The organism is Haloferax sp. Atlit-48N (assembly GCF_003383015.2).
In the GTDB taxonomy this organism is placed as follows: Archaea; Halobacteriota; Halobacteria; order Halobacteriales; family Haloferacaceae; genus Haloferax; species Haloferax volcanii.
Genome location: NZ_CP137689.1, coordinates 973,788 through 995,502, shown reverse-complemented (window position 1 = coordinate 995,502; position 21,715 = coordinate 973,788). Strand labels below are relative to the sequence as shown.

Below are 21,715 nucleotides of genomic sequence, written 5' to 3'. Positions count from 1 at the left end.
CTCTGCGCCCGCGACCCGCTAAAAGGATTCGCGTCCGCGGGCGACCGCGGGACCGACGGGCGGTCCGCCCGCGGCGTGAGTGGGTGTTACTCGTCGAGTCGCCCGAGTTCGTCGTCGACGAGGCTCGGGTGGGTGCGCTGGGGCTCGTCGTGCGGCCCGGCGAAGAACTCGCGCATGACCTCGCGGGACTCGCGCTCGCGGCGGGCGCGCTCGTCGGCGTCTATCTCCTCGCAGGCCGGCGGCACCTCGCGGCCGCGGTCGGTGAAGTAGCCGGTCGGCGCGACCCAGTCGTTGTAGAACGCCGTCCCCGAGTCGTGGACCAGCGTGATGGCCGTCTCCGCGGCGTCGCCGGCGGCGACGACCGCCTGATGGTAAATCTCGGTCAGCCGACCCGCGGCGTAGATGCCGGGGACGTCGGTCCGGCCGAGGTCGTCCACGCCGACGTAGGTTTTCGACCCGGCGGCCCGGAGGTCGACGCCCGTGTCTTCGAGGTACGAGGCGTCGGACCACGAGGCCGCGACGACCCGGGACGCCTCGACGGTCTCTTCGCCGTCGTCGGTCTCGACGGTCGCCCGGAACAGCGGGTCCTCGTCGTCACCGAGCACGTCGAGGTCGGTCACGCGGCCGGTCAGTCGGCCCGCGCCGTTACGGTCGGCCTGCTCGGAGAGGAGGTCGGTAAACAGCCGACTGTTGACGCCCGCCGGGAAGCCGGGGACGTTTTCGAGGTGGGCGTTCCGGCGAACGATTGGCTCGCCGTCGTTGACGACGAGGGTGTCGAGGTCGGCGCGCGCGAGGAACGTCGCGGCGGTGAGGCCGGCGACGCCGCCGCCGACGACGAGCGCGTCTCGTGGAGTCGTCTGACTCATGTCGTGCGATAGCTCAGCGGCGAGTAAAACCGTACGGATGTCGCTGAACGCTGCCGATTTCCGCCCGGAGGCGGTTCGGGCTACCGACCCAGCGACGCGCTCGGGTCGTTGAGCCAGCGGTTCTCGATTGCCTCGACGCTGACGAGGCCCGCCGAGCCGGGTGCGTGCCCCGCTCCGTTCTTCGGTGACATTCGGAGCCGGAGCCGCCAGCGCCCGTCAGACAGCGCCTCGCCGTCGAGAAAGCGCACGGTTCGCTCCGGCGTCCGCCGGACGAGAGCCACGGCGAGCGGTAGCGTCGGAATCCGGCCGGTCCGCTCCGCGAGCGCGTAGTCCCCGAAGGTGAGCTCCCACGTCCGGGAGCTGTCGTCGCCGTCGGTCCGTGCGTCGGTTCGGGCGTCGGCACCGGCAGTTCCAGCCGCCTCGGCGTCGGGTATCGGCCGCACCGAGTAGCCCTCGACGAAGCCGACGGCTTCGAGGTGTCGAAGCGCCGCGTCCACGGGGTTCGGCGTCGGGGTCGGACAGAACAGCCCGGCCGCCGTCTCGACGACCGCCCGCTGCTCGTCGGCCGAGAGGCGAACGTCCAGTTCGCTCATCAGGCTCCACACCAGCGTGAGACAGAAGTCGTCGCGGTCGTCGACGACCTCGGCCAGCGTGAGGTACGTCTCCATCGCGGCGGTCTCGGCCTCCCGATAGCCGAGTTCCGACAGCCCCTCGAACAGCGCGCCCGCGGTGTCGTGGCAGAACGCGCTGTATCGGGCGTACTCGTCCGCCGACTCCTCGGCGGCCCGTGGCGGTCCCTCGGCCACCTCGTACACGAGCGGGTCGTCGTACGGGCTGTTCGGGTCGTAGCGCCGGAGCGCCGCCCGGTAGTCCCGCGTCAGTTCCGCGGCCTCGCCGGCGGCGCGCCGGCCCGGAAACCGCTGTCCTGCGGCGGCTCCGGGCGGCGAACCCGTGCGGCCGCACACAACTGCGTAGTCGCCGTCGGAACACGCCAGAGACCGAATCTCGGCTCTGATGTCCCGAAGCGTCCCCCCCACCATCTCGGCTGTATGTCGAGACACCGACCGATTATAGGTTGCGATTGCGAGGGCGTCCGCGCCGCGCGAGCGAGCGACACGGCCCACAAGGCTTTGGTCCCGCCGACTCCATTCGACGCTCGTGGACGAGATAGCCGTCAGCACCGTCGTCTACCTGCCGCCCGAGGAGATATACGAGTTCCTCGTCGACTTCCCGCGGTACGCCGACTACTCGAAGCACCTGCGGGACGTTCGGCAGTCGGGCGACGGGTCGCCGGGCACGCGGTACGCCCTGTACTTTTCGTGGTGGAAGCTCACCTACACCGCCGAGTCGAAGGTGACCGACGTCACCCCGCCGACGCGAATCGACTGGACCATCACCAAGGACGTACACGCCGTCGGCCGCTGGCGAGTCGAGGAACTCGACGACCTGCCCGACGAGGGCGAGGCCCCGCCGGACGCCGACACCGCCTGCCGCGTCTTCTTCGAGGTCGAGTACGACCCCGACAGCGTCTCCGCGGGCGACGTCGACCTCCCGCGGTTCGTCTCGCTCGGGTGGGTCATCGACAAGCTCCGGCCGGTGCTCCAGAAGGAGGCGGAGCGAATCGTCGAGCGCATCGTCGCGGACATCGAGGGGCGACCGCGGCGCGTGGAACTGACGATACACTCGAAACCGGGGTCGTGAGCGTCGGTGCCCCGGGGATTCGAGAAGGGAAATGCACATACGCGCCCGCGGTCCAACACAGGGGTATGACAGGGGCTGGTCTCTGGTGCGCGTGATAATCATCGGTGCCGGACAGGTCGGGTCGTCCATCGCGGCCGACCTCGACGAGACCCACGAGGTCGTCGTCATCGACTGCGACCCCGAGCGCGTCGACGAACTGAACTACTCGCTCGACGTGCTGGCGCTCCACGGCGACGGAACCTCGGTGGACACGCTCGAAGAGGCCGACGTGGAGCGCGCCGACATGGTCATCGCCTCGACCGACGACGACGAGACGAACATCGTCGCCTGCGCGACCGCCAAGGCCATCTCGAACGCGTTCACAATCGCCCGGGTCAAGAACACGGAGTACCTCCGGACGTGGCAGCGCTCCGAGAAGGCGTTCGGCATCGACTTCATGGTCTGTACGAACCTGCTCGCCGCGGAGTCCATCGTCCGCGTCGTCGGCCTCCCCGCCGCGCGCGACGTGGACCCCTTCGCGGGCGGGCAGGTCCAGATGGCCGAGTTCGAAGTCGACGAGGAGAGCCCCGTCGCCAACCAGACCGTGAGCGAGGCCGACCGCTTCGACTCGCTGACGTTCGCGGCCATCCTCCGCGACGGCGAGGTCACCATCCCCCGCGGCGACTCCGTCATCGGCCCCGGCGACCGCGTCGTCGTCATCGGCAGCCCCAAGAGCGTCCAGGGCTTCGCAAGCTCCGTCTCGCCCGACGAACCGCCGGGAACCGCCGAGGAGGTCGTCATCGTCGGCGGGAGCGAAATCGGCTACCACGTCGCCCGCCTGCTCGAAGAGCGCGGCTTCAAGCCCAGGCTCATCGAGCACGACGCGGAGCGCGCCCGCGAACTCGCGGAGATGCTCCCCGGAACCATCGTCATGGAGAGCGACGCGACCGACGTGGACTTCCTCGAACGCGAGTACATCGGCGACGCCGACCTGCTCGTCTCGGCGCTCGACTCCGACGAGAAGAACCTGCTCGTGTCGCTTCTCGCCGCCCGCCTCGGCGTCGAGCGCACCGTCGCCGTCATCGACACGACGCCGTACGTGGACCTGTTCGAGGCCGTCGGCGTCGACGTGGGCGTCAGCCCCCGCGAGGTCGTCGCAGAGGAGATAACCCGCTTTACCCGCGAGGGCGGCGCGGAGAACGTCGCGCTCATCGAGTCTGACAAGGCCGAAGTGCTCGAAATCGAGGTGGACGCCGAGAGCGTCCTCGCGGGCAAGCCGATTCGGGAGTCGGTGGCGACGCTCCCCGAAGGCGTCGTCATCGGCGCGATAACCCGCCGCCGCGAGTTCATCACCCCCCGCGGCGACACCGTCATCGAACCCGGCGACCACGTCGTCGTCTTCGTCGATAGCTGCGTCATCGACGACGTGACACCCAATCTGTAACCCGGCCCGTCGCCGCCACCCCCGTCGCCGCCGACCCACGGGTGCGCCGAATCCCCACCGCGTCACGGTGTCGCGCCCCCGACTGCGAACCCGAACACGGAAGAACCCGGCGCTCGGTACGTTAGTCCACGGATGAAATTGCGGGTCGATTACAGAGCCAGCCTGCGTCTCGTGGGGACCGTCCTGAAGTATCTCGCGGTCCCTCTTTGTTTCCCGCTCGTGGTCGCGCTGTACTACGGCGAGTCGGTGCTCCCGTTCGTCGTCACGATGGCCGTCACGGTCCTCGTCGGCACGGGGCTCGAACGGCTCGCCGACGACCCCGACATCGGGGCCCGAGAGGGCTTTCTGATGGTCGCGCTGACGTGGCTAGCGGTCACGATAGTCGGCGCGATACCGTTTCTCATCGAGGCCCACGGCATCCCCTTCGTCGCGTCGCCCATCCACCCCGAATCGACCCTCGGCAACCCGGTGAACGCGCTATTCGAGACGATGAGCGGCTTCACCACGACCGGGGCGACGGTGCTCGGCGACATCTCGTTCGACTCGCACACCCGCGGCATCATGATGTGGCGACAGCTCACCCAGTGGCTCGGCGGGATGGGTATCGTCGTCCTCGCGGTGGCCATCCTTCCCGAACTCTCCGTCGGCGGCGCACAGCTGATGGACGCCGAAGCGCCCGGCCCCGGCATCGAGAAGCTCACGCCGCGCATCGCCGAGACGGCCCGCGCGCTCTGGGGCGCGTACCTCGGTCTCACCGTCCTCGAAATCGTCCTCCTCTACGGGCTCAACGTCACCGGCCACGCCCCGAACATGGGCGTGTACAACGCCATCGCCCACGGGCTGACGACGATGCCGACCGGCGGATTCTCGCCTGAGGCCCACAGCATCGAGGCGTTTTCGGCGGCCGCGCAGTGGGTCGTTATCCCCTTCATGGTCGCCGCCGGGACCAACTTCGCGCTGTTTTGGCACGTCCTCACCGGCGACCCGAAGCGGCTGTTCCGCGACACCGAGTTCAAGTCCTACCTCGGCGTCATCGGCGTCGTCTCGGCCATCCTCGCGGGAATCCTGTTCCTCGGTGACGGGCTGATGTCCGTCGCGCCCGCGGGCGAGACGTACGACCAACTCTACCTCGAAGGCATCCGCACGGCCATCATCGGCAACGTCGAACCCGCGGTTCGCCAGTCGGTGTTTCAGGTCGTCTCCATCGTCACGACGACCGGCTACGCCAGCATCGACTTCAACGCGTGGAGCGCGCCGGCGCAGTACGTCCTGCTGTTCGCGATGTTCATCGGCGGCTCCGGGGGGTCGACCGGCGGCGCGGTGAAAATCGTCCGCTGGTACGTCATCGTGAAATCGCTCCGCCGAGAGCTGTTCACGACGGCTCACCCCGAGGCGGTCCGCCCCGTCAGGCTCGCCGGCCGCGCGGTCGACGAGCGGGCCATCCGCGGCATCTACGCCTTCACGCTCCTGTATCTCGTGCTGTTTTTCGTCTCGACCGGCCTGCTCCACCTCGACGCCGCGCGCATCGGCTTCGACGTGAGCATCCTCGAAACCATGAGCGCCGTCGCCGCGACCCTCGGGAACGTCGGGCCGGGATTCGGCGTCGTCGGCCCGATGGGGAGCTATCTCGACTTCTCCAACGGCTCGAAGCTGTACATGGTGCTTCTCATGTGGGTGGGCCGACTGGAGATTCTGCCCGTGTTAGTCATCTTCACGCCGGAGTACTGGCGTCGGTAACGCCGAAAAAACCGCGTCCGCTTTTGCTCAGGGGTTCAGCCCGTAGATTGCCGACCGGGCGAACACCAACACCGGGATGATTTCGAGGCGGCCGACCCACATGTTAAAGAGGAACATCGTCTCGGCCCACGGGTTCATCGAGGGACCGGTGATGCCCGTCGAGATACCGACGTTGCCCTGTGCGGACGCGACTTCGAACAGCGCGTCGGCGTAGGTGAACTCCGGTCCGGCGAGGTTCACGAGGAGGACGCTCGACCCGACGAGGAGCAACAGCCAGAGCATCGAGACGATGGCCGCCTCGGAGAACTCGCGGTCCATCTCGGTCCGCGAGAGGCGGCGGCCGTTCATCTCGATGTTGACGACCGCGCTCTCGGGGAGGAAGACGCGGGAGAACTGCCAGCGGATGCCGCGGGAGATGGTGTAGCCGCGGATGATTTTGATGCCGCCGACGGTCGACCCGGCGGCCCCGCCGAGGGTCATCGCCCCCGACAGGAGAATCTTCCCGCCGTCTGACCACGCGCCGAGCGGTGCGGCCTGAAAGCCGGTGCAGGTGAGCGCGCTCACCCAGTGGAACGCGGCGTCGCGGACGGCGTCCGACTCCGGCCCGCCGACGACGCCGGCGAGTCCGAAGTAGTCCGCGGTCTCGACGAACGCCGAGCCCGCGGTCGCCGGGAGGCTGACGAGGTTCTGGACGGCGAGCGCGACCGCGCCGACCGCGAAGAGAACGAGGAGCCAGCGCGTCTGGAGGTCGCCCCAGAGGCGGTCGATGTCGCGGTGTTTCAGAATGGCGTAGTGGACGGGGAAGGCGATTGCGCCCAGCGCCATGATGGGGAGCAACACCGTCTCGATGAGCGGCGAGTCGTACGTGCCGATGGAGCCGTCGGTGACGGCGAATCCGCCGGTCGAAAGCCCCGTCATCGCGTGATTGAGCGCCTGCCACGCGACCTCCCACAGCGGGAGCGTCGCCCCGTAGTCGCTGGCGCGGATGGCGACGAAGAGGACGACCACCGACAGGAGCGTGTAGCCGACGAAAATCTTCCAGACCGTCCGGACCGTCGAGACGACGCTCGGGTGAATCTTCTCCTCTCTGGCCTCGCCGCGGTACAGGGCGTAGCTCCCGCTGCCGGGCCGCGAGAGGATGGAGACGGTGAGGACGATGACGCCCACGCCGCCGACCCACTGGATGAGCGAGCGCCACCACTGAATCGTCCGGGGAAGCGACGGCTCGTGGATGCCCATCGTCAGCCCGCTTCCGGTCCAGCCGCTCATGCTCTCGAACAGGGCGTGCAACGGGTCGCGGAAGTAGACGAGACTCGACTGGGCGTAGTCGACGCCGGCGGGCACGAGCGCCGTGAAGACGCCCTGCGGGGCGAACTGCGCCGTGAGGAAGAAGGGAAGCGACCCGAAGGCGGCCGTGGCGAACCAGCCCGCGGCGGCGATTATCATCCCGTGTTTCATCCGGGGGGCGGGGGCGTCCGCGAACGCCTTTCGCGCGCCCAGCCCGACGAACGCCGTCGCGCCCCCGGCGGCGAGGAACGCGAGCGCGGCGTACCACTCGCGGAAGCCGACCGCGACGAGGACCGAGGCGGTCATCAGGGCCGACTCCATGGCGAGGAGCGACCCCACGTCGCGGCCGATGACCGCGAGGTCGGCGGGCCACCCCGAGACGGTTCGTCCGCGACGGGGCATCAGTGGTCCTCGTAGTGGCCGAACACGTCAGTCACCTCGGGCGTCGCGCCCTTCGCGGAGTAGACCGTCAGGAGATCGCCCGCGCCGATGGCGGTGTTCCCGCGGGGCGTCACGGGGTCGTCGTCGCCCTCGCGCTCGACGGCGACGATGAGCGTGTCGCCGTCGAGGAGGTCCTCCTGTGCCGCCTCCTGAATCGTCATCCCGGTTATCGGCGCGTCCTCGTCGACGCGGATTTCGAACACCTCGGCGTGCTCACCGATGCGCATGTAGTCGACGATAGAGGGGCGCTTGACCGCGCGGTAGAGGTACTCCGCGATGAGCCGCTGGGGGTTCTCCATCGTGTTGACGCCGATTTGGCGGTAGAGGCTCATGTGCTCGGGGTTGTGGACGACCGAGACGATGTCGGGGATGTCGAGTTCCTTCGCCAACAGACAGACCATGATGTTTGTCGCGTCCTTGTCGGTCGTCGTGATGATGGCGTCGGCGCGGTCCGCGCCGGCCTCGTCGAGCGTCTGTTTGACCGTGGCGTCGTCGTTGAGGACGAGACAGTCGAACGTCGCGGCGGCCGCCTCGGCCTTCGCCTCGTCGCGCTCGACGACGACGACCTCGTTGCCGCCCTCGGTGGCGATTTCGATGAGCGGCGTGCCGATGTTGCCCGCGCCGACGACGATGATGTACATGACGTTCCGGCGTGGGCGTGGGGCGGTGGAAAAACTATCGGCATGGCGTTCCGTCGCTCCCTCGAACGCGAGAGACCGCGTGAGAACGGAACGAGAGCCGCGCGGCCGACTCAGTTCTCGACCGCGGACGCGGCGCGGACGATGGTCTCCTCGCCGAACTTGGGGCCGATGAGTTGGAGGCCGACCGGGAGGCCGTCGGTCTCGCCCGCCGGAACCGAGATGGCGGGGAGGTTCGCGAGGTTCACCGGCACGGTGTTCGCGTCTGCGAGGTACATCTGGAGCGGGTCGTCGAGGCTCTCGCCGAGTTCGAACGGCGGGACGGGCATCGTCGGCGACGCGACCACGTCGACGTCCTCGAACGCCTCGTCGAAGTCCTGTTTGACCCACGCGCGGGCGTCCTGGGCCTTCGCGTAGTACTTGTCGTGGTAGCCCGCCGAGAGGGCGTACGTACCGAGGAGGATGCGGCGTTTGACCTCGGAGCCGAAGCCGTCCTCGCGGGCGCGGGCGAACGCCTCGTTCCAGTTGCCGTCGTAGCCGCCGGACTTGCCGTAGCGGACGCCGTCGAAGCGAGCGAGGTTCGACGACGCCTCGGACATGGCGATGACGTAGTAGGCGGCGACGGCCTTCTCGACCGAGGGCATACTGACCTCGCGGTACTCAGCGCCCTGGGCTTCGAGTTCGTCGAGCGCGGCCCAAAACGCCTCCTCGACGCCCTCGTCCGCGCCCTCGACGAACTCGGTCGGGACGCCGATGGTGAGGCCCTCGACGTCGCCGTCGGCGGCCGCGGCGTAGTTCGAGTCGGCACCGGCGTCGCGGGTCGTGCCGTCTCGGTCGTCGGGGCCGGCGATGACGTCGAGGAGCGCGGCGGCGTCCTCGACGGTCGGCGCGATTGGGCCGATCTGTTCGAGGGAGTTCGCGTAGGCGACGAGGCCGTAGCGCGAGACGAGGCCGTAGGTGGGCTTGATACCGACGACGCCGCAGAACGCGGCGGGACAGCGGATGGAGCCGCCCGTGTCGGTGCCGAGCGCGAGGTCGGCCTCGCCGGCGGCGACGGCGGCCGCGGAGCCACCGGAGGAGCCGCCGGGGACGCGGGACTCGTCGACGGGGTTCTTGGTCGGGCCGAACGCCGAGGTCTCGGTCGTCGTCCCCATGCCGAACTCGTCCATGTTGGCCTTGCCGACGATGGTCGCGCCGGCGTCCTTCAGGAGTTCGACGACGGTCGCGTCGTACGGCGGGACGTAGTCTTCGAGCATCGCGGAGCCGCAGGTCGTCCGCAGCCCCTCCGTGGAGATGTTGTCCTTGACGGCGACGGACTTGCCCGCGAGCGGGCCGTCGTCGGAGCCGTCGAGCGTCTCTTTCGTGATGAAGGCGTTCAGCGACATCTACGACACCCGCGGGCCCTTGAAGAAGCCGTCTTCGGTCTCTGCGGCGTTCGACAGCGCCTCCTCTTGGGTGAGGCCGTCGCGGACCTCGTCGGGGCGCATCACGTTCACCAGTTCGTCCTCGCGGTCGACTTCGGGGACCTCGTCGAGGGCGTCGAAGTAGCCGAGGATGTCCGCGAACTGCGCCGCGAACTCCTCGACCTCGTCCTCGTCGAGGTCGACCCGCGCCAACTCGGCGACGTGTCGAACCTCGTCGGCGTCGACGGGCGTATCGCTCATGTATCGGAGGAAACGGAGACCGGGAGTAAGAGTTTCGGTGTGGGTCGTTTCGTCCGGTCCCCGGCGCGAGTCAGCCGGGGCGAGACCACCGGCGAGGCGGCCGGGGCCGACCGTGCGGACCCGGGCCATTCCGTCCTCCTGTCGCCGTCAGATATAAGTAACGAGGGTCAATACGAATAGACGGAGAACGACCGTTCCCAGTTGCTTCTCTCGCACACAATGACAGAAAGTGTCCGACGTTTCACGACCGGCAACGCGCGCGTGCGCAATGAGAATACGAAAGATACCGAGCAGACCGACACCGAGCGGGAGCAGACGCCCACGTGCCCCGAATGCGGCTCGGAGAGCCTCGTCTCCGACACCGAACACGGTGAGACGGTCTGCGACGACTGTGGGCTCGTCGTCGAGGAAGACGAGATCGACCACGGCCCCGAGTGGCGCGCGTTCAACTCCTCGGAGAAAGACGAGAAATCCCGCGTCGGCGCGCCCACGACGAACATGATGCACGACAAGGGGCTGTCGACCAACATCGGTTGGCAGAACAAAGACGCCTACGGGCGCTCGCTGTCGTCCCGCCAGCGCGAGAAGATGCAACGGCTTCGCACGTGGAACGAGCGATTCCGCACCCGCGACTCCAAGGAGCGCAACCTCAAGCAGGCGCTCGGCGAAATCGACCGCATGGCCTCGGCGCTCGGCCTTCCGGATAACGTCCGCGAGACCGCCTCGGTCATCTATCGCCGCGCGCTCGACGACGACCTGCTGCCCGGTCGCTCCATCGAGGGCGTCGCCACGTCGGCGCTGTACGCCGCCGCACGGATGGCCGGCACCCCGCGCTCGCTCGACGAGATTACGAGCGTCTCGCGCGTCGAGAAGGACGAAATCGCCCGCACCTACCGCTACGTCGTCCGCGAACTCTCGCTCGAAATCAAGCCCGCCGACCCCGAGCAGTACGTCCCGCGGTTCGCCAGCGAGCTCGGCCTCTCCGACGAGTCCGAGCGGCGCGCCCGACAGCTCTTGAAGAACGCCAAAGAACAGGGTGTCCACTCGGGCAAGTCGCCGGTTGGCCTCGCCGCCGCCGCCGTCTACGCGGCCTCGCTTCTCACCAACGAGAAGGTGACGCAAAACGAGGTCTCCGAGGTCGCCAACATCTCCGAGGTCACCATCCGCAACCGCTACCACGAACTCCTCGAAGCCGAAGAGCAGGTCCAACTGCCCTAACTCGGCCGGTCCGTTCGTCCGTTTCGTCCCGCTCGGTTCCGCGGTTCCGTTCCGTTCCGTTCCGTTCCGTCTTGTCTCGTTCCGTCCCGCTTCGTTCCGCAACAGCCATGCCGCTCGCTCCGGAGCCACAGCCATGGAGACGACGCGACATTTCACCTCGACCGTGTACATCGTCAACGACGGCGCGGTGGCGCTCCACCGACACGAGCGCCTCGGCATCCGCATCCCGCCGGGCGGGCACGTCGACCGCGACGAACTCCCTCACGAGGCCGGCCTGCGCGAGGTCCGCGAGGAGACGGGGCTCGACCCGGAACTCGTCGACGACACGCCGTCGGTCCCCGCGCCCGCCGGCCGGGCGCTCCCGCAGCCCCGTCAGCAGATGCTCTACGACATCAACGTCCACGGCGACGGCTCGGTCGGCCACCAGCACATCGACCACGTCTTCTACGCCCGGGTGGACGCCCGCGACATCGACCCCGCGCCGGGCGAGGCAGACCCCGAGGTCTGGGCGTGGTACGACGAGTCCGACCTCCGCGAGAGCGATATCGACCCCGACACGGTGCAGTTCGCGCTGGAGGCTATCGAGGTCGTGCGCGCCGACGAGCGAGAGAGATAGCGGGGACTCCGCGACTTCGACCTACTCCACGAGCGATTCGACGTACTGCTGGACGTGGTTCTCCATCCGCCGCTTGAACCCCGCCTGCCGCGCGAGCCGGTCGAGTTCGCGCGAGGCGTAGGTGCCGTACTGGACCGCCTTCTTGTCCGCTTCCGCGACCGACTCGGGGAGCACGCCGCTCGCGGCCTCCCTGAGCGCGACCTTCCGCCGGTCGCCGTCCACGAGTAACTCTCCGGGGAGCGGGAGCGCAGCCGAGACAACCCGGTCGTGGAGGAGCGGCGCGACGGGGTCGACCCCGGCGGCGCGGAGCACGAGCAGGTCGCGTTCGAGCTGGTCGGGGAGCGTGAGAATCATTTCGCGGGCGGCCCCGCGGACGGTGTCGGCCTCGACGCGCGGGTCGTCGGGGGCTTTCTGGACTTTGGCGTAGCCGCCGAACAGTTCGTCCGCGCCCTGCCCGACCGCGAGGCGGTCGTAACCGTCCGCGGCGACTCGCTCTGCGAGCAGGTACAGGGGCAGAACGATTTGCACGTCCATCGGGTTCGTTCGGCCGAGCGCGGCGACGATTTCCGGGACGGCGCGTTCGAGCGCCTCGTGGGTGAGTTCGACCACGGTGAGGTCGCGGTCCATCGCGGCGGCGGCCTCGCGGGCGGCGGCCACGTCGTGAGAGCCCTCGAAACCGGCGACGTAACAGGGGGCGTCGGGGACGCCGGCCGCGACGACCGCCGAATCGACGCCGCCGGAGAAGGCCACGGCGAGGCCGTCGTCGTCCACCGACCGGACCGATTCGAAGACCGCGTCGCGGACACGGTCGAGCGCGGCGTCGCGGTCGGTGGCGGCCGGCGGGTCGGGAAGCGACCAGACGCGTTCGTCGTCGCCGGCGGCTTCGCCGGTCGTCCCGCGGGCGCGGCCCGCGGGGACGGCGACCGGGTCGTCGAGGTCGCGGTGGTCGAACGACCACCTCGCGGGGTCGGCGCGCTCGGAGAAGAGCGGCTGGCGACCGAGCACGTCTCGGACGAGTCGGCCGTCGAGTTCGCCCGCGAAGCCCGCAGTTCCGGGAAGCGGGTCGCGCTCGGCGAGGGCGCGCCGGACGAGGTCGGGGGACGCGCCGCGCATCAAAACAGGTCCGTCAGGGCGTGTTTCAGTCGTCGGGTCGCGCCGCCCGCGGCCTGCCGGAACGAGATGCGCCACGGGGTCTTGTTGCCGACGACGCTGGTTCGCCCGTCGGCGACGGCCGAGAGGATGGCGTCGGCGCTTCGGGTGTCGGTGCCGACCTCGGTGACTGCCTGTCCGACCATCTCCGCGATGTGGGCGTCGCTCCCGGCGGTCATCGGGAGGTTCCGGCGCTTGGCGAACCGCTCGGCGCGCTGGTTGGCGATGCCGGTGAGGAGCCGCGAGTTGTAGATTTCGATGGCGTCGGCGCTGGCGAGCTGCGCGCTGGAGATGTGAGGGGCGACGCCGTGGCGCGACTTCTGAAACGGGTGCGGGATGACGGCGATGCCGCCCGCGTCGCGGATGCGGTCGAGCGTCTCGTCGTACGACAGTCCCGCGGGAATCAGCTCCTCGACGCCCAAGGCGAGGACGTGGCCCGCGGCGCAGGTGACCTCCATCCCCGGGATGCCGACCAGCCCGTAGTCGGCCGCGAGCTCCGCGGCTTCGAGGCTGGCGTCTATCTCGTCGTGGTCGGTCACGGCGAGGGCGTCCAAGCCGACCGCGACCGCCTGTTCGAGGAGGTACTCGATTGGGTCCCGCCCGTCGTAGGACAGAGACGAATGCGAGTGCAACTCGACCGATAACACACCGTCTCCTAACGATGGAGGCTAAAAAAGCGCCCCGGTCCCGGTGTGATTGGCGTGTGGACCTCACGCACGGTGGTCGGCGGGCGTTCGGGGCGACCCGAGCCGGTCCGGGACGGTCCGAGTCGCCGCCGTACACGCCCGCCTGAGTCGGATGCGGACGACGACGGCGACTTCGACCATATTTTGGGCACGTTCGTGCACATAGAAAGGGTTTACAATGTGCGTTCTGACCATACCAGTGAATGACGCTTTCCGACGCGGACCGCGACCTCGTCGTCGCCGAGCTCGGTCGAGACCCGACGCCGGCCGAGGAGATACTCTTCGAAAACCTCTGGAGCGAACACTGCGCCTACCGGTCGTCTCGCCCGCTTCTGTCGGCGTTCGACTCGGAGGGCGACCAGGTCGTCATCGGCCCCGGTGACGACGCGGCGGTCGTCGCTCTGGACGACGACACCTACATCACGCTCGGTATCGAGAGCCACAACCACCCCTCCTACGTCGACCCCTACGACGGCGCGGCCACGGGCGTCGGCGGCATCGTCCGCGACACCCTCTCGATGGGCGCGTACCCCATCGCGCTGGCCGATTGCCTCTACTTCGGCGACTTCGACCGCGAGCACTCGCGGTACCTCCTCGACGGCGTCGTCGAGGGCATCGCCGACTACGGCAACGCCATCGGCGTCCCCACGGTAACCGGGTCGACCTCGTTCCACGAGAACTACGAGGGCAACCCGCTCGTCAACGTCGCCTGCGTCGGCCTCCTGTCGGCCGACCGCCTCGTCACGGCCGAAGCCCAGAAGGCGGGCAACAAGCTCGTCCTCGTCGGCAGTTCGACCGGCCGCGACGGGCTCGGCGGCGCGTCCTTCGCCAGCGAGGACCTCGCTGAGGACGCGGAAACCGAAGACCGGCCCGCGGTACAGGTCGGTGACCCCTACACGGAGAAACTGCTCATCGAGTGCAACGAGGCGCTCATCGACGAGGACCTCGTCGAGTCCGCCCGCGACCTCGGAGCCGCCGGCCTCGGCGGCGCGTCCTCGGAACTCGTCGCCAAGGGGGGCTTCGGCGCGGAAATCGACCTCGAGAAGGTCCACCAGCGCGAGCCGAACATGAACGCCTTCGAGATTCTCCTCTCGGAGTCCCAAGAGCGCATGTGCTACGAGGTGACTCCCGAGAACGTCGAGCGCGTGCAGGAACTCGCCGCGCGCTTCGACCTCGGCAGCGCCGTCATCGGCGAGGTCGCCGAGGGCAACTACGTCTGCACCTTCGACGGCGAACCCGTCGTCGACGTGCCCCCGGAGTTCCTCGCCGAGGGCGCGCCGATGAACGACCTCGACTCGGTCGACCCCGAAGCCGCGGCGCGCGACCTGCCCGCGTTCGACCTCGAAGACGCGTTCGAAGCGGTCGTCTCCGACCCCAACACGGCGTCGAAGCGCTGGGTCTACCGGCAGTACGACCACGAGGTCGGCCTGCGGACCGCCCGCCGCCCCGGCGACGACGCGGCGCTCCTCGACGTGCCCGAGGCCGACACGAAACTCGCGTTCACCGGCGGCGCGGACCCCAACTGGACGACCGCCGCGCCCTACGACGGCGCGCGCGCCGTCGCCTTCGAGAACGCGACCAACCTCGCCGCGAAGGGCGCGTCGCCCCTCGCGACCGTCGACTGTCTCAACGGCGGCAATCCCGAGAAACCCGACGTGTACGGCGGCTTCAAGGGCATCGTCGACGGCCTCGCCGACATGTGCCGGGCGCTTTCGGTCCCGGTCGTCGGCGGCAACGTCTCGCTGTACAACGACTCCGTCTCCGGCCCGATTCCGCCGACGCCGACGCTGGCGATGGTGGGGAAGGCCGACGGCTCCTCGCCCGGCCTCTCGCTTTCGGGCGAGGGCGACCTGTTCCTCGTCGGCCACTCCGGCGGCGCGCTCGGCGGCTCGGCGGTCCTCGACCACCTCGGGGGCTCCGACGCGTTCCCGACGCTCCCCGAGGACGCCGACGCCGCGACCGCGGTCGAGACGATTCGGACGGTCGCGGCCGATGAGTCCACGGTCGCGGTTCACGACGCGAGCCACGGCGGTCTCGCGGTCGCGCTGGCCGAGATGGTCACCGATGAGGTCGGCGCGGACGTGTCCGTCTCCGACTACGTCTCGCTGTTCGAGGAGACGCCCGGCCGTGTCGTCGTCGAGACGACCGACGAGGCCGCACTGCGCGACCTCGCGGGCGACGTGCCCGTCGTCGAACTCGGGACGACGACCGACGACGCGACGCTCTCGCTCGCGGTCGACAGTGACGGCGACGAGGTCGCCTACGGCGCGGCCGACATCGCAGCCCTGCGCGACGTGCTCGCCCGCGAACTCGACTGAACCGAAAACCGGACTGAACGAAAAGCGCGGTCCCGCGTCGCGCGACGCTCGTTACGGTTCGAGGACGACTTTGCCGCTGCTCTTTCTGTCCTCGATGTACTCGTGGGCCGCCGCGGCGTCTTCGAGGTCGAACGTCTCGCCGACGACCACGTCGAGTTCGCCCGCGGCGAGCAGTTCGGACAGCTCCGGCACCGCGCCGAGAATCGATTCGGGGCGCTGCTCCATGGCGCTGCCGAGGTGGAAGCCGATGACGGACTTGTTCTCGAACAGCAGGCGCGTCGGGTCCGCCGCGGCAGAGTCGCCGGAGGCCGCGCCGTAGGTGACGAGTCGGCCGAAGTCGGAGAGGGCGTCCAGACTGCGCTCGAACGTCTCGCCGCCGACGCCGTCGAGGACGAGGTCGACGCCCGCGCCGTCGGTCTCGTCGGCGACGACCTCGCGGAAGTCCTCTTCTGTGTACTGGATGCCGTGGTCGAGACCGAGGTCGGCCGCGAGGTCGAGTTTCGCCTCGGTGCTGGCCGTGCCGAACGTCTCGACGCCGGCGTGGGAAGCGAGTTGGACCGCCGCGGTGCCGACGCCGCCGGCGGCCGCCTGAATCAGCACGCGCTCGTCGCCGTCGAGGTCGCCCCACTCGTGGAGGCAGTTGTAGGCGGTGAGGAACTGGACGGGGAAGCCGGCGGCCTCGGCGAACGACATCGACTCGGGCACGTCGAACAGCGTCGGGGCCGGCGTGGTGACGGACTCGGCGTACGCCCCGCCGCCGGTCATTGCGACGACGCGTTCACCGACCTCGCGGTCGATGCCCTCGCCCACCGCGTCGATGGTCCCCGCGGCCTCCATCCCCGGCGTGTACGGCGGTTCCGGGCCGTCTCGGTAGGTCCCGCGCCGCTGCATGATGTCCGCGAAGTTGATGCCGGCGGCTTCGACGTCGATGCGGACCTCGCCCGGGGCCGGTTCGGGCGTCTCGGTCTCGCGCAGTTCGAGGCTGTCGGTGCTCCCGTACTCGGTGACGACGATAGATTTCACACCGGCCGTAGCCGCGCGGGCCTGAAAAGGGGAGAGAACGCGGAAGTTCGTGCGGATTGCCGGTTTCGAGCGGTTTCGAACGTTTTTCGAGCGGTTTCGAACGGTTCTGGGCGCGCTTACGCGAGCGCCAGCGGGATGCCGAACGTGACGACGAGGCCGACGACGAAGACGAGGACGCCGGTCGTGACCTGACTCATCGAGAACTCCTGCATCGGGGAGGTGACGCGGCCGTCTTGTTCGCCTTCGTGGTGGTCGTCGTGTCCGTGGTCGTGGTCGTCGCTCATACGCGGGGCGACGGGTTCGCGGTACAAAAACGCACCTAACCGTCGTCCGCGAGCCCAACCACTGCATCGCTTGCGACCGGTCTCGCGGGCGGGCGTCACCCCGGGCGGTTCAGGACCGATATAGATACAGCACGACCAGGAACACGAGCGCGAGCGGGAGGAACGGAATCGCGGCGTCGAGCGGGACCAACAGCGCCACTATCGCGGCCATCACCACGAACTCGACGACCACGAGCAGGCTGAGGAGTTCGGCTGAATCCGTCATCGTTCGAGTCGGAACCCGTGTCGGGCTTTTCGCGGACGGGTCATCAAGCTGACTCCACACCGGTCCGAGAGGGTCTCGCGGTCATCGGACGACTCGGCCAAGTGGTCGGCGTTCGGCCACCACCTGCCGTAGTCGAAACGGTGAAACGGCTCTTTCGCAAACAATCCGGTAGCGAATGCTCACGAAGCGCATCATCCCCTGTATCGACGTCGACCTCGACGAGGACGGGAACCCCGCGGTCTACACCGGCGTCAACTTCGAGGACCTGAAGTACACCGGCGACCCGGTCGAGATGGCCAAACGGTACAACGAGGCGGGCGCGGACGAGTTCGTCTTCCTCGACATCACCGCCTCCGCCGAGGGGCGGGCGACGATGCTCGACACCGTCTCGAAGGTCGCGGACGAGGTGTTCATCCCGCTGACGGTCGGCGGCGGCATCCGCACCCGCGACGACATCAAAGAGACGCTCCGCGCCGGCGCGGACAAGGTCTCTATCAACACCGCGGCGCTCCAGAACCCCGACCTCATCGAGGAGGGCGCGCGCTCCTTCGGCAGCCAGTGTATCGTCATCTCGGTGGACGCCCGCCGGCGCTTCGACGAGGCGGGCGAGCACTACGCCGAGGTCGACGGCGAGTCCTGCTGGTTCGAGTGCACCGTCAAGGGCGGCCGCGAGGGAACCGGCGTCGACGTGGTCGAGTGGGCCAACGAGGCCGAGTCCCGCGGCGCGGGCGAGCTGTTCATCAACTCCATCGACGCCGACGGCACGAAAGACGGCTACGACATCCCGCTGACGAAGGCCGTCTGCGACAGCGTCTCGACGCCCGTCATCGCCTCCTCCGGCTGCGGCGGCCCCGAGGACATGTACGAGGTGTTCACCGAGGCCGGCGCGGACGCCGGGCTCGCCGCCTCCATCTTCCACTTCGACGAGTACACGATTCGGGACGTCAAGGAGTACCTCGACGAGCGCGACGTGCCGGTTCGACTGTAAGCCCCGCCTCCACAGCCGTTCTTTTCCGCCTCTTTTCGTCTCTCTTTTCGCGTCCCGTCCCGACCCGTCCGCCGGTCGTGCGTCCCCCGCGCAGTCGAAACCAATCTTAACCCGCCGCCGCGTCGTATCTCGACCCGAGATGACAGACGACGCGTGGCTCGACGCCCTCCGCACGCACCGCGAACAGAAGGACCGCTATCTCGCTGGGGACCGCAACTCTCCGATTCCGCCGGACCAGCGGGAGGTTTTCGACGGCCTCGACTACTTCGACCCCGACCCCGACCTCCGGTTCGAACTCGAACTCCGGGAATACGACGACCCCGAGCGCATCACCATCGGCACCTCGACCGACGGCGAGCGCGAGTACCTCGCGTGGGGGCGCTTCGAGTTCGAGGTCGACGGCGAGTCGTACGCGCTCGACGCCTACCGCGCCGACGCCGACGAGGACCGCCTGTGGGTTCCGTTCCGCGACGAGACGAACGCCGAGGAGACGTACGGAGCGGGTCGCTACCTCGACCTCGAAGCCGCGGACCGGACCGACGACGGGCGCTGGGTGGTCGACTTCAACTACGCGTACAACCCGTTTTGCGCCTACTCGCCGCGCTACGAGTGCCCGCTGGTTCCGATGGAAAACTGGCTCGAAGTCCGCATCGAGGCCGGCGAGAAGGACTACGAAGGGCCGGGCGGCGGCGGCGAGTAACCGAAGCCGAGAACTGAGAGACGCGCCGCTCGCGGCCGGAAGAAACGAGAGAGAACCCGCAGATTACGCGTCGATACCGGCGCGGTAGGCGTCGGTGAAGTCGTCGGCGGTGCGCTGGACGCCGCGGGCGGCCTCCGCGAGCGCGTCGAGGGGGTCGACGCCGGACTCCGTCTTGATGGAGAGGACGGGGTCCGTCTGTCCGCCGGACTGCTCGGGGTTCACGTCGTAGGTCGCGGCCGTGACGGTGTCGGTCTGGAGGAGTTCGCCCTTCAGGACGTTCATGAAGGTGTGGTCCTCGCCGCCGATTTCGATGCGGAGTTCCTCGTCGGTCTTGTCGATGACCCGCAGTTCCATGGCTCTCCGTTCCCTCCAGCGGCGTTTTAACGTTTCGTCTCGGGAACCGCGACCAGTTCGTCGAAGTCCGGGTCCGCGTCGAGGAGTTCGTACCGCCCGCCGTCGTCCGGGGGCGCGACGACGCCCTCGGCGACGAGGTGGTCCAGATGGGCGAACGCCTCGCCGGGGCCGTGGAGGATGTGGATGGCTTCGAGGTCGCCGAACAGGCGCGCGCTCACGGTCCACGCGTCGGCCGGCCCGTGATCGTCGAGGACGGAGACGACGCGCTCGGTGCGCTCGCGGTGGTGCTCCGCGATGACGCGCGCCCGGCCGGCGGGGTCGGAGATGGGGTCGCGGTGGCCGGGCCACGCCCGCTCGAAGTCGAGGGCCGCGAGGCGCGCGAGGCTGTCGAGATAGGTTTCGAGGGGGCGGTCGACCCGCAGGTCAGCGCCGCCGACGTTCGGGGTGTACTTCGGGAGAATCGCGTCGCCGACGAACGCCTGGCGACCCGCGCCGGGCTCGCCGTCGAAGGCGAAAGCGCTCAGGCCGGCGGCGTGGCCGGGGAGGTGGACGACTTCGAGTTCGCCGTCGCCGGCGGCGATGCGGTCGCCGTCCTCGACGGGCGTCACGTCGACGCGGTCGCCCCGGAGGTCGTCGTGGCCGTCGAGGAACGCGGTCACTTCGGCGAGCGGTTCGTCGGGGATACGCCACTCGTCGAAGCGGCGCTCGCGAATCGAGCGCTCGGCCGCGACCGCGTCGGGGTCGCCCGCGACGATGCCCGCGTCGTCGGCGTGGACGTAGACCGGGGCGCCGCTCTCGGCCTGGAGTTCGCCCGCCAGTCCGGCGTGGTCGGCGTGCCAGTGGGTGAGGACGATGGCGTCGAGGTCCGCAACCCCGCACCCGGCCGCGTCGAGTCCCTCGCGGAGGTCGCGGCGGACCGAGTCGGTCGCCACGCCGGCGTCGACCAGCGTCGGTCGGTCGCCGGGGAGGAGATAGGCGTTGTTGAGGCCCTCGAAGACGGTGTTACCGAGCCGTATCCGTTCCATGCGGCCACCTAACCGCCGAGGTGCATGATTATTCCGAATGGTCTCGGGGACGCGGCGTCCCGCGGTTTGTCGCGCGCTCGCCGGCACGCGGTCGGTCACCGGCTCGATTCGCCGGGCGAACGCCCGGTACATTCAAAAGCCGGCGTCGCATCGAATCGCACGTCGAATGCCGGTGGACTTCTACGAACTCCTCGGGGTCGAACGCGACGCCGAGACGGCGGAGATAAAGCAGGCCTTTCGTCAGCGCGCTCGGGAGTACCACCCCGACGTCAACGACGACGAGCGAGCCACGGCGCAGTTCACCGTCGTCCGGAAGGCCTACGAAGTCCTCACCGACGACGCCGAGCGCGCCGACTACGACCGGATGGGCCACGGGACGTACGTCGAAAAGCGCCTCGACGGCCTGACGAAGTTCAGATACCCCGGCAAGGCCGACGAGCAGGCCGGGGCCGGCGGCTCTGGAAGCGCCGACGCCGGCGGGCGGTCAGGTTCGTCGGGGTCCTCGACCGGCCGGTCGTCCTCGTCCACGTCGTCCTCCTCGTCTTCTTCCGGTCGGTCGTCCTCCTCGTCGTCCCGGTCGTCGTCCGGGCGCGCGTCGTCTTCGTCTTCGACCGCGAGTTCGTCGCGGTCGGGTCGGTCGCGCCGCTCGGGGTCGGCTTCCTCGTCGCGCGCCTCCGGGTCGTCGTCGCGGACTACGGGCGCATCGCAGTCGTCGGCCGCGAGCGGGGCGTCGCGCGGCCGCACCCGAAACACGCAGTCCAGTCGAACGGGGACGACCGGCCGGTTCGAACGCGAACGCGACGGCTCCGAGTCGGCGTCCGCGTCAGCGTCCGGGGGGACGAACCCGCTTTGGTACGGCTGGGGCGTCTCGCTCGGCGCGCTGCTGGCGTATCTCGGCGGCTTGGCGTGGCACCTCTCGGGCGACGGCGCGGGGTTCGTGACCGCGCTCGCGTCGCTCGACACCGCCGCGCCCGCCGCGGCGCTTCTCGCGTCGTCGCCGCTGTCGGTGCCGAGCCTCGCCGCTTTGCAGACCGCGGCGGCGACGCCGACGGTGGTCGTCCTCCCGGTCGCGGCGGCGCTCCTCGCGGTTTCGGTCGCCGGAGTCATCGCCCGGTTCGGCCACGCGTGGACAACGTGGGTCTACGCGCTCGCGGCGGCCGTCCCGCTGGCGCTCGTGGTGGCCGGCGCGGTCGGCGTCGGCCGCCCCGTCGCGGTCGACCTCCTCGGCTTCGTCGTCTGCCCGCTTCTCGGGGCCGGCGGGTTCGTCGTCGACGCCGGGTGGTATCTCTTCGCCTCGCGGTAGCTGGCGCGGTGCGGGGCGTCCCGGCAGGC

Annotated in this window: 22 protein-coding genes; 9 read left to right on the top strand and 13 right to left on the bottom strand. The window is 69.2% G+C overall.

Going from position 1 to position 21,715, the window contains the following annotated elements:
- Window positions 1-86: 86 nt before the first annotated feature.
- Window positions 87-866, bottom strand: coding sequence for an FAD-dependent oxidoreductase (locus DEQ67_RS05400; protein WP_115802400.1), 780 nt, complete (start codon window positions 864-866; stop codon window positions 87-89).
- 80 nt (window positions 867-946) lie between these two features.
- Window positions 947-1,906, bottom strand: coding sequence for a DUF7551 domain-containing protein (locus DEQ67_RS05395; protein ID WP_008609896.1), 960 nt, complete (start codon window positions 1,904-1,906; stop codon window positions 947-949).
- Between the two features lie 118 nt (window positions 1,907-2,024).
- Between DEQ67_RS05395 and DEQ67_RS05390 the strand changes: the two genes are divergently transcribed.
- From DEQ67_RS05390 to DEQ67_RS05380, 3 genes are all read left to right on the top strand, one after another.
- Window positions 2,025-2,567 carry a type II toxin-antitoxin system RatA family toxin gene (locus DEQ67_RS05390; protein WP_115860133.1) on the top strand — a complete coding sequence of 181 codons (543 nt, stop codon included), beginning with the start codon at window positions 2,025-2,027 and terminating at the stop codon, window positions 2,565-2,567.
- Between the two features lie 85 nt (window positions 2,568-2,652).
- Window positions 2,653-3,990: a Trk system potassium transporter TrkA gene (gene trkA, locus DEQ67_RS05385; protein WP_004043883.1), complete on the top strand. Its 1,338-nt coding sequence runs from the start codon at window positions 2,653-2,655 to the stop codon at window positions 3,988-3,990.
- A gap of 132 nt (window positions 3,991-4,122) precedes the next feature.
- Entirely contained in the window at window positions 4,123-5,727 is a 1,605-nt protein-coding gene (locus DEQ67_RS05380; RefSeq protein ID WP_115891308.1) for a TrkH family potassium uptake protein, read from the top strand.
- A gap of 27 nt (window positions 5,728-5,754) precedes the next feature.
- Here DEQ67_RS05380 and DEQ67_RS05375 read toward each other — a convergent pair whose 3' ends face one another.
- The 4 genes from DEQ67_RS05375 to gatC all read right to left on the bottom strand — a co-directional run bounded on the left by DEQ67_RS05375 (window position 5,755) and on the right by gatC (window position 9,757).
- Window positions 5,755-7,416: a TrkH family potassium uptake protein gene (locus DEQ67_RS05375; RefSeq protein ID WP_115860135.1), complete on the bottom strand. Its 1,662-nt coding sequence runs from the start codon at window positions 7,414-7,416 to the stop codon at window positions 5,755-5,757.
- Entirely contained in the window at window positions 7,416-8,096 is a 681-nt protein-coding gene (locus DEQ67_RS05370; protein WP_008611756.1) for a potassium channel family protein, read from the bottom strand. Before DEQ67_RS05370 ends, DEQ67_RS05375 begins: the two co-directional genes overlap by 1 nt.
- A gap of 110 nt (window positions 8,097-8,206) precedes the next feature.
- A complete protein-coding gene (gene gatA, locus DEQ67_RS05365) occupies window positions 8,207-9,478 on the bottom strand; it encodes an Asp-tRNA(Asn)/Glu-tRNA(Gln) amidotransferase subunit GatA (protein WP_004064002.1) in 1,272 nt (423 codons plus the stop codon).
- A complete protein-coding gene (gene gatC / locus DEQ67_RS05360) occupies window positions 9,479-9,757 on the bottom strand; it encodes an Asp-tRNA(Asn)/Glu-tRNA(Gln) amidotransferase subunit GatC (protein WP_004064004.1) in 279 nt (92 codons plus the stop codon). It lies immediately after the preceding gene.
- Window positions 9,758-10,018: 261 nt separating this feature from the next.
- Between gatC and DEQ67_RS05355 the strand changes: the two genes are divergently transcribed.
- Both DEQ67_RS05355 and DEQ67_RS05350 read left to right on the top strand, forming a co-directional pair.
- Window positions 10,019-10,975: a transcription initiation factor IIB gene (locus tag DEQ67_RS05355; protein WP_004064005.1), complete on the top strand. Its 957-nt coding sequence runs from the start codon at window positions 10,019-10,021 to the stop codon at window positions 10,973-10,975.
- A gap of 133 nt (window positions 10,976-11,108) precedes the next feature.
- Window positions 11,109-11,591 carry an NUDIX hydrolase gene (locus DEQ67_RS05350; RefSeq protein ID WP_004064007.1) on the top strand — a complete coding sequence of 161 codons (483 nt, stop codon included), beginning with the start codon at window positions 11,109-11,111 and terminating at the stop codon, window positions 11,589-11,591.
- A gap of 21 nt (window positions 11,592-11,612) precedes the next feature.
- Here DEQ67_RS05350 and DEQ67_RS05345 read toward each other — a convergent pair whose 3' ends face one another.
- Together DEQ67_RS05345 and DEQ67_RS05340 are read right to left on the bottom strand one after the other, a co-directional pair.
- Window positions 11,613-12,704, bottom strand: coding sequence for an asparagine synthase C-terminal domain-containing protein (locus DEQ67_RS05345; protein ID WP_115802396.1), 1,092 nt, complete (start codon window positions 12,702-12,704; stop codon window positions 11,613-11,615).
- Window positions 12,704-13,387: a PHP domain-containing protein gene (locus DEQ67_RS05340; protein ID WP_004043892.1), complete on the bottom strand. Its 684-nt coding sequence runs from the start codon at window positions 13,385-13,387 to the stop codon at window positions 12,704-12,706. Before DEQ67_RS05340 ends, DEQ67_RS05345 begins: the two co-directional genes overlap by 1 nt.
- 242 nt (window positions 13,388-13,629) lie before the next feature.
- On the opposite strand from DEQ67_RS05340, the gene purL reads away from it, so the two are divergent.
- Window positions 13,630-15,744: a phosphoribosylformylglycinamidine synthase subunit PurL gene (gene purL / locus DEQ67_RS05335; protein ID WP_115860137.1), complete on the top strand. Its 2,115-nt coding sequence runs from the start codon at window positions 13,630-13,632 to the stop codon at window positions 15,742-15,744.
- 51 nt (window positions 15,745-15,795) lie between these two features.
- Here the strand turns inward: purL and DEQ67_RS05330 are convergent, their stop codons facing one another.
- From DEQ67_RS05330 to DEQ67_RS05320, 3 genes are all read right to left on the bottom strand, one after another.
- Window positions 15,796-16,767, bottom strand: a complete 972-nt coding sequence (locus DEQ67_RS05330; protein WP_115860139.1) for a quinone oxidoreductase family protein — start codon at window positions 16,765-16,767, stop codon at window positions 15,796-15,798.
- Window positions 16,768-16,883: 116 nt separating this feature from the next.
- Window positions 16,884-17,051 carry a DUF7550 family protein gene (locus DEQ67_RS05325; protein ID WP_004064017.1) on the bottom strand — a complete coding sequence of 56 codons (168 nt, stop codon included), beginning with the start codon at window positions 17,049-17,051 and terminating at the stop codon, window positions 16,884-16,886.
- 109 nt (window positions 17,052-17,160) lie between these two features.
- Window positions 17,161-17,316, bottom strand: coding sequence for a hypothetical protein (locus DEQ67_RS05320; RefSeq protein WP_004064019.1), 156 nt, complete (start codon window positions 17,314-17,316; stop codon window positions 17,161-17,163).
- 175 nt (window positions 17,317-17,491) lie between these two features.
- Here DEQ67_RS05320 and hisF point away from each other — a divergent pair, with 175 nt between their 5' ends.
- Complete coding sequence (gene hisF / locus DEQ67_RS05315) at window positions 17,492-18,304, top strand: imidazole glycerol phosphate synthase subunit HisF (RefSeq protein ID WP_004064021.1); 813 nt, start codon at window positions 17,492-17,494, stop codon at window positions 18,302-18,304.
- A gap of 139 nt (window positions 18,305-18,443) precedes the next feature.
- On the top strand, window positions 18,444-19,004 hold the full coding sequence (locus DEQ67_RS05310; RefSeq protein ID WP_115891309.1) for a DUF1684 domain-containing protein: 561 nt from the start codon (window positions 18,444-18,446) through the stop codon (window positions 19,002-19,004).
- A 63-nt stretch (window positions 19,005-19,067) separates the two neighbouring features.
- Here DEQ67_RS05310 and DEQ67_RS05305 read toward each other — a convergent pair whose 3' ends face one another.
- Together DEQ67_RS05305 and DEQ67_RS05300 are read right to left on the bottom strand one after the other, a co-directional pair.
- Window positions 19,068-19,358 (bottom strand): DNA-directed RNA polymerase subunit L, encoded by a 291-nt coding sequence (locus DEQ67_RS05305; RefSeq protein WP_004043899.1) that lies wholly within the window; start codon window positions 19,356-19,358, stop codon window positions 19,068-19,070.
- Window positions 19,359-19,384: 26 nt separating this feature from the next.
- Window positions 19,385-20,383, bottom strand: coding sequence for an MBL fold metallo-hydrolase (locus DEQ67_RS05300; RefSeq protein WP_004064025.1), 999 nt, complete (start codon window positions 20,381-20,383; stop codon window positions 19,385-19,387).
- 166 nt (window positions 20,384-20,549) lie between these two features.
- On the opposite strand from DEQ67_RS05300, the gene DEQ67_RS05295 reads away from it, so the two are divergent.
- Window positions 20,550-21,686: a J domain-containing protein gene (locus DEQ67_RS05295; RefSeq protein WP_115891406.1), complete on the top strand. Its 1,137-nt coding sequence runs from the start codon at window positions 20,550-20,552 to the stop codon at window positions 21,684-21,686.
- Window positions 21,687-21,715 lie beyond the last annotated feature (29 nt).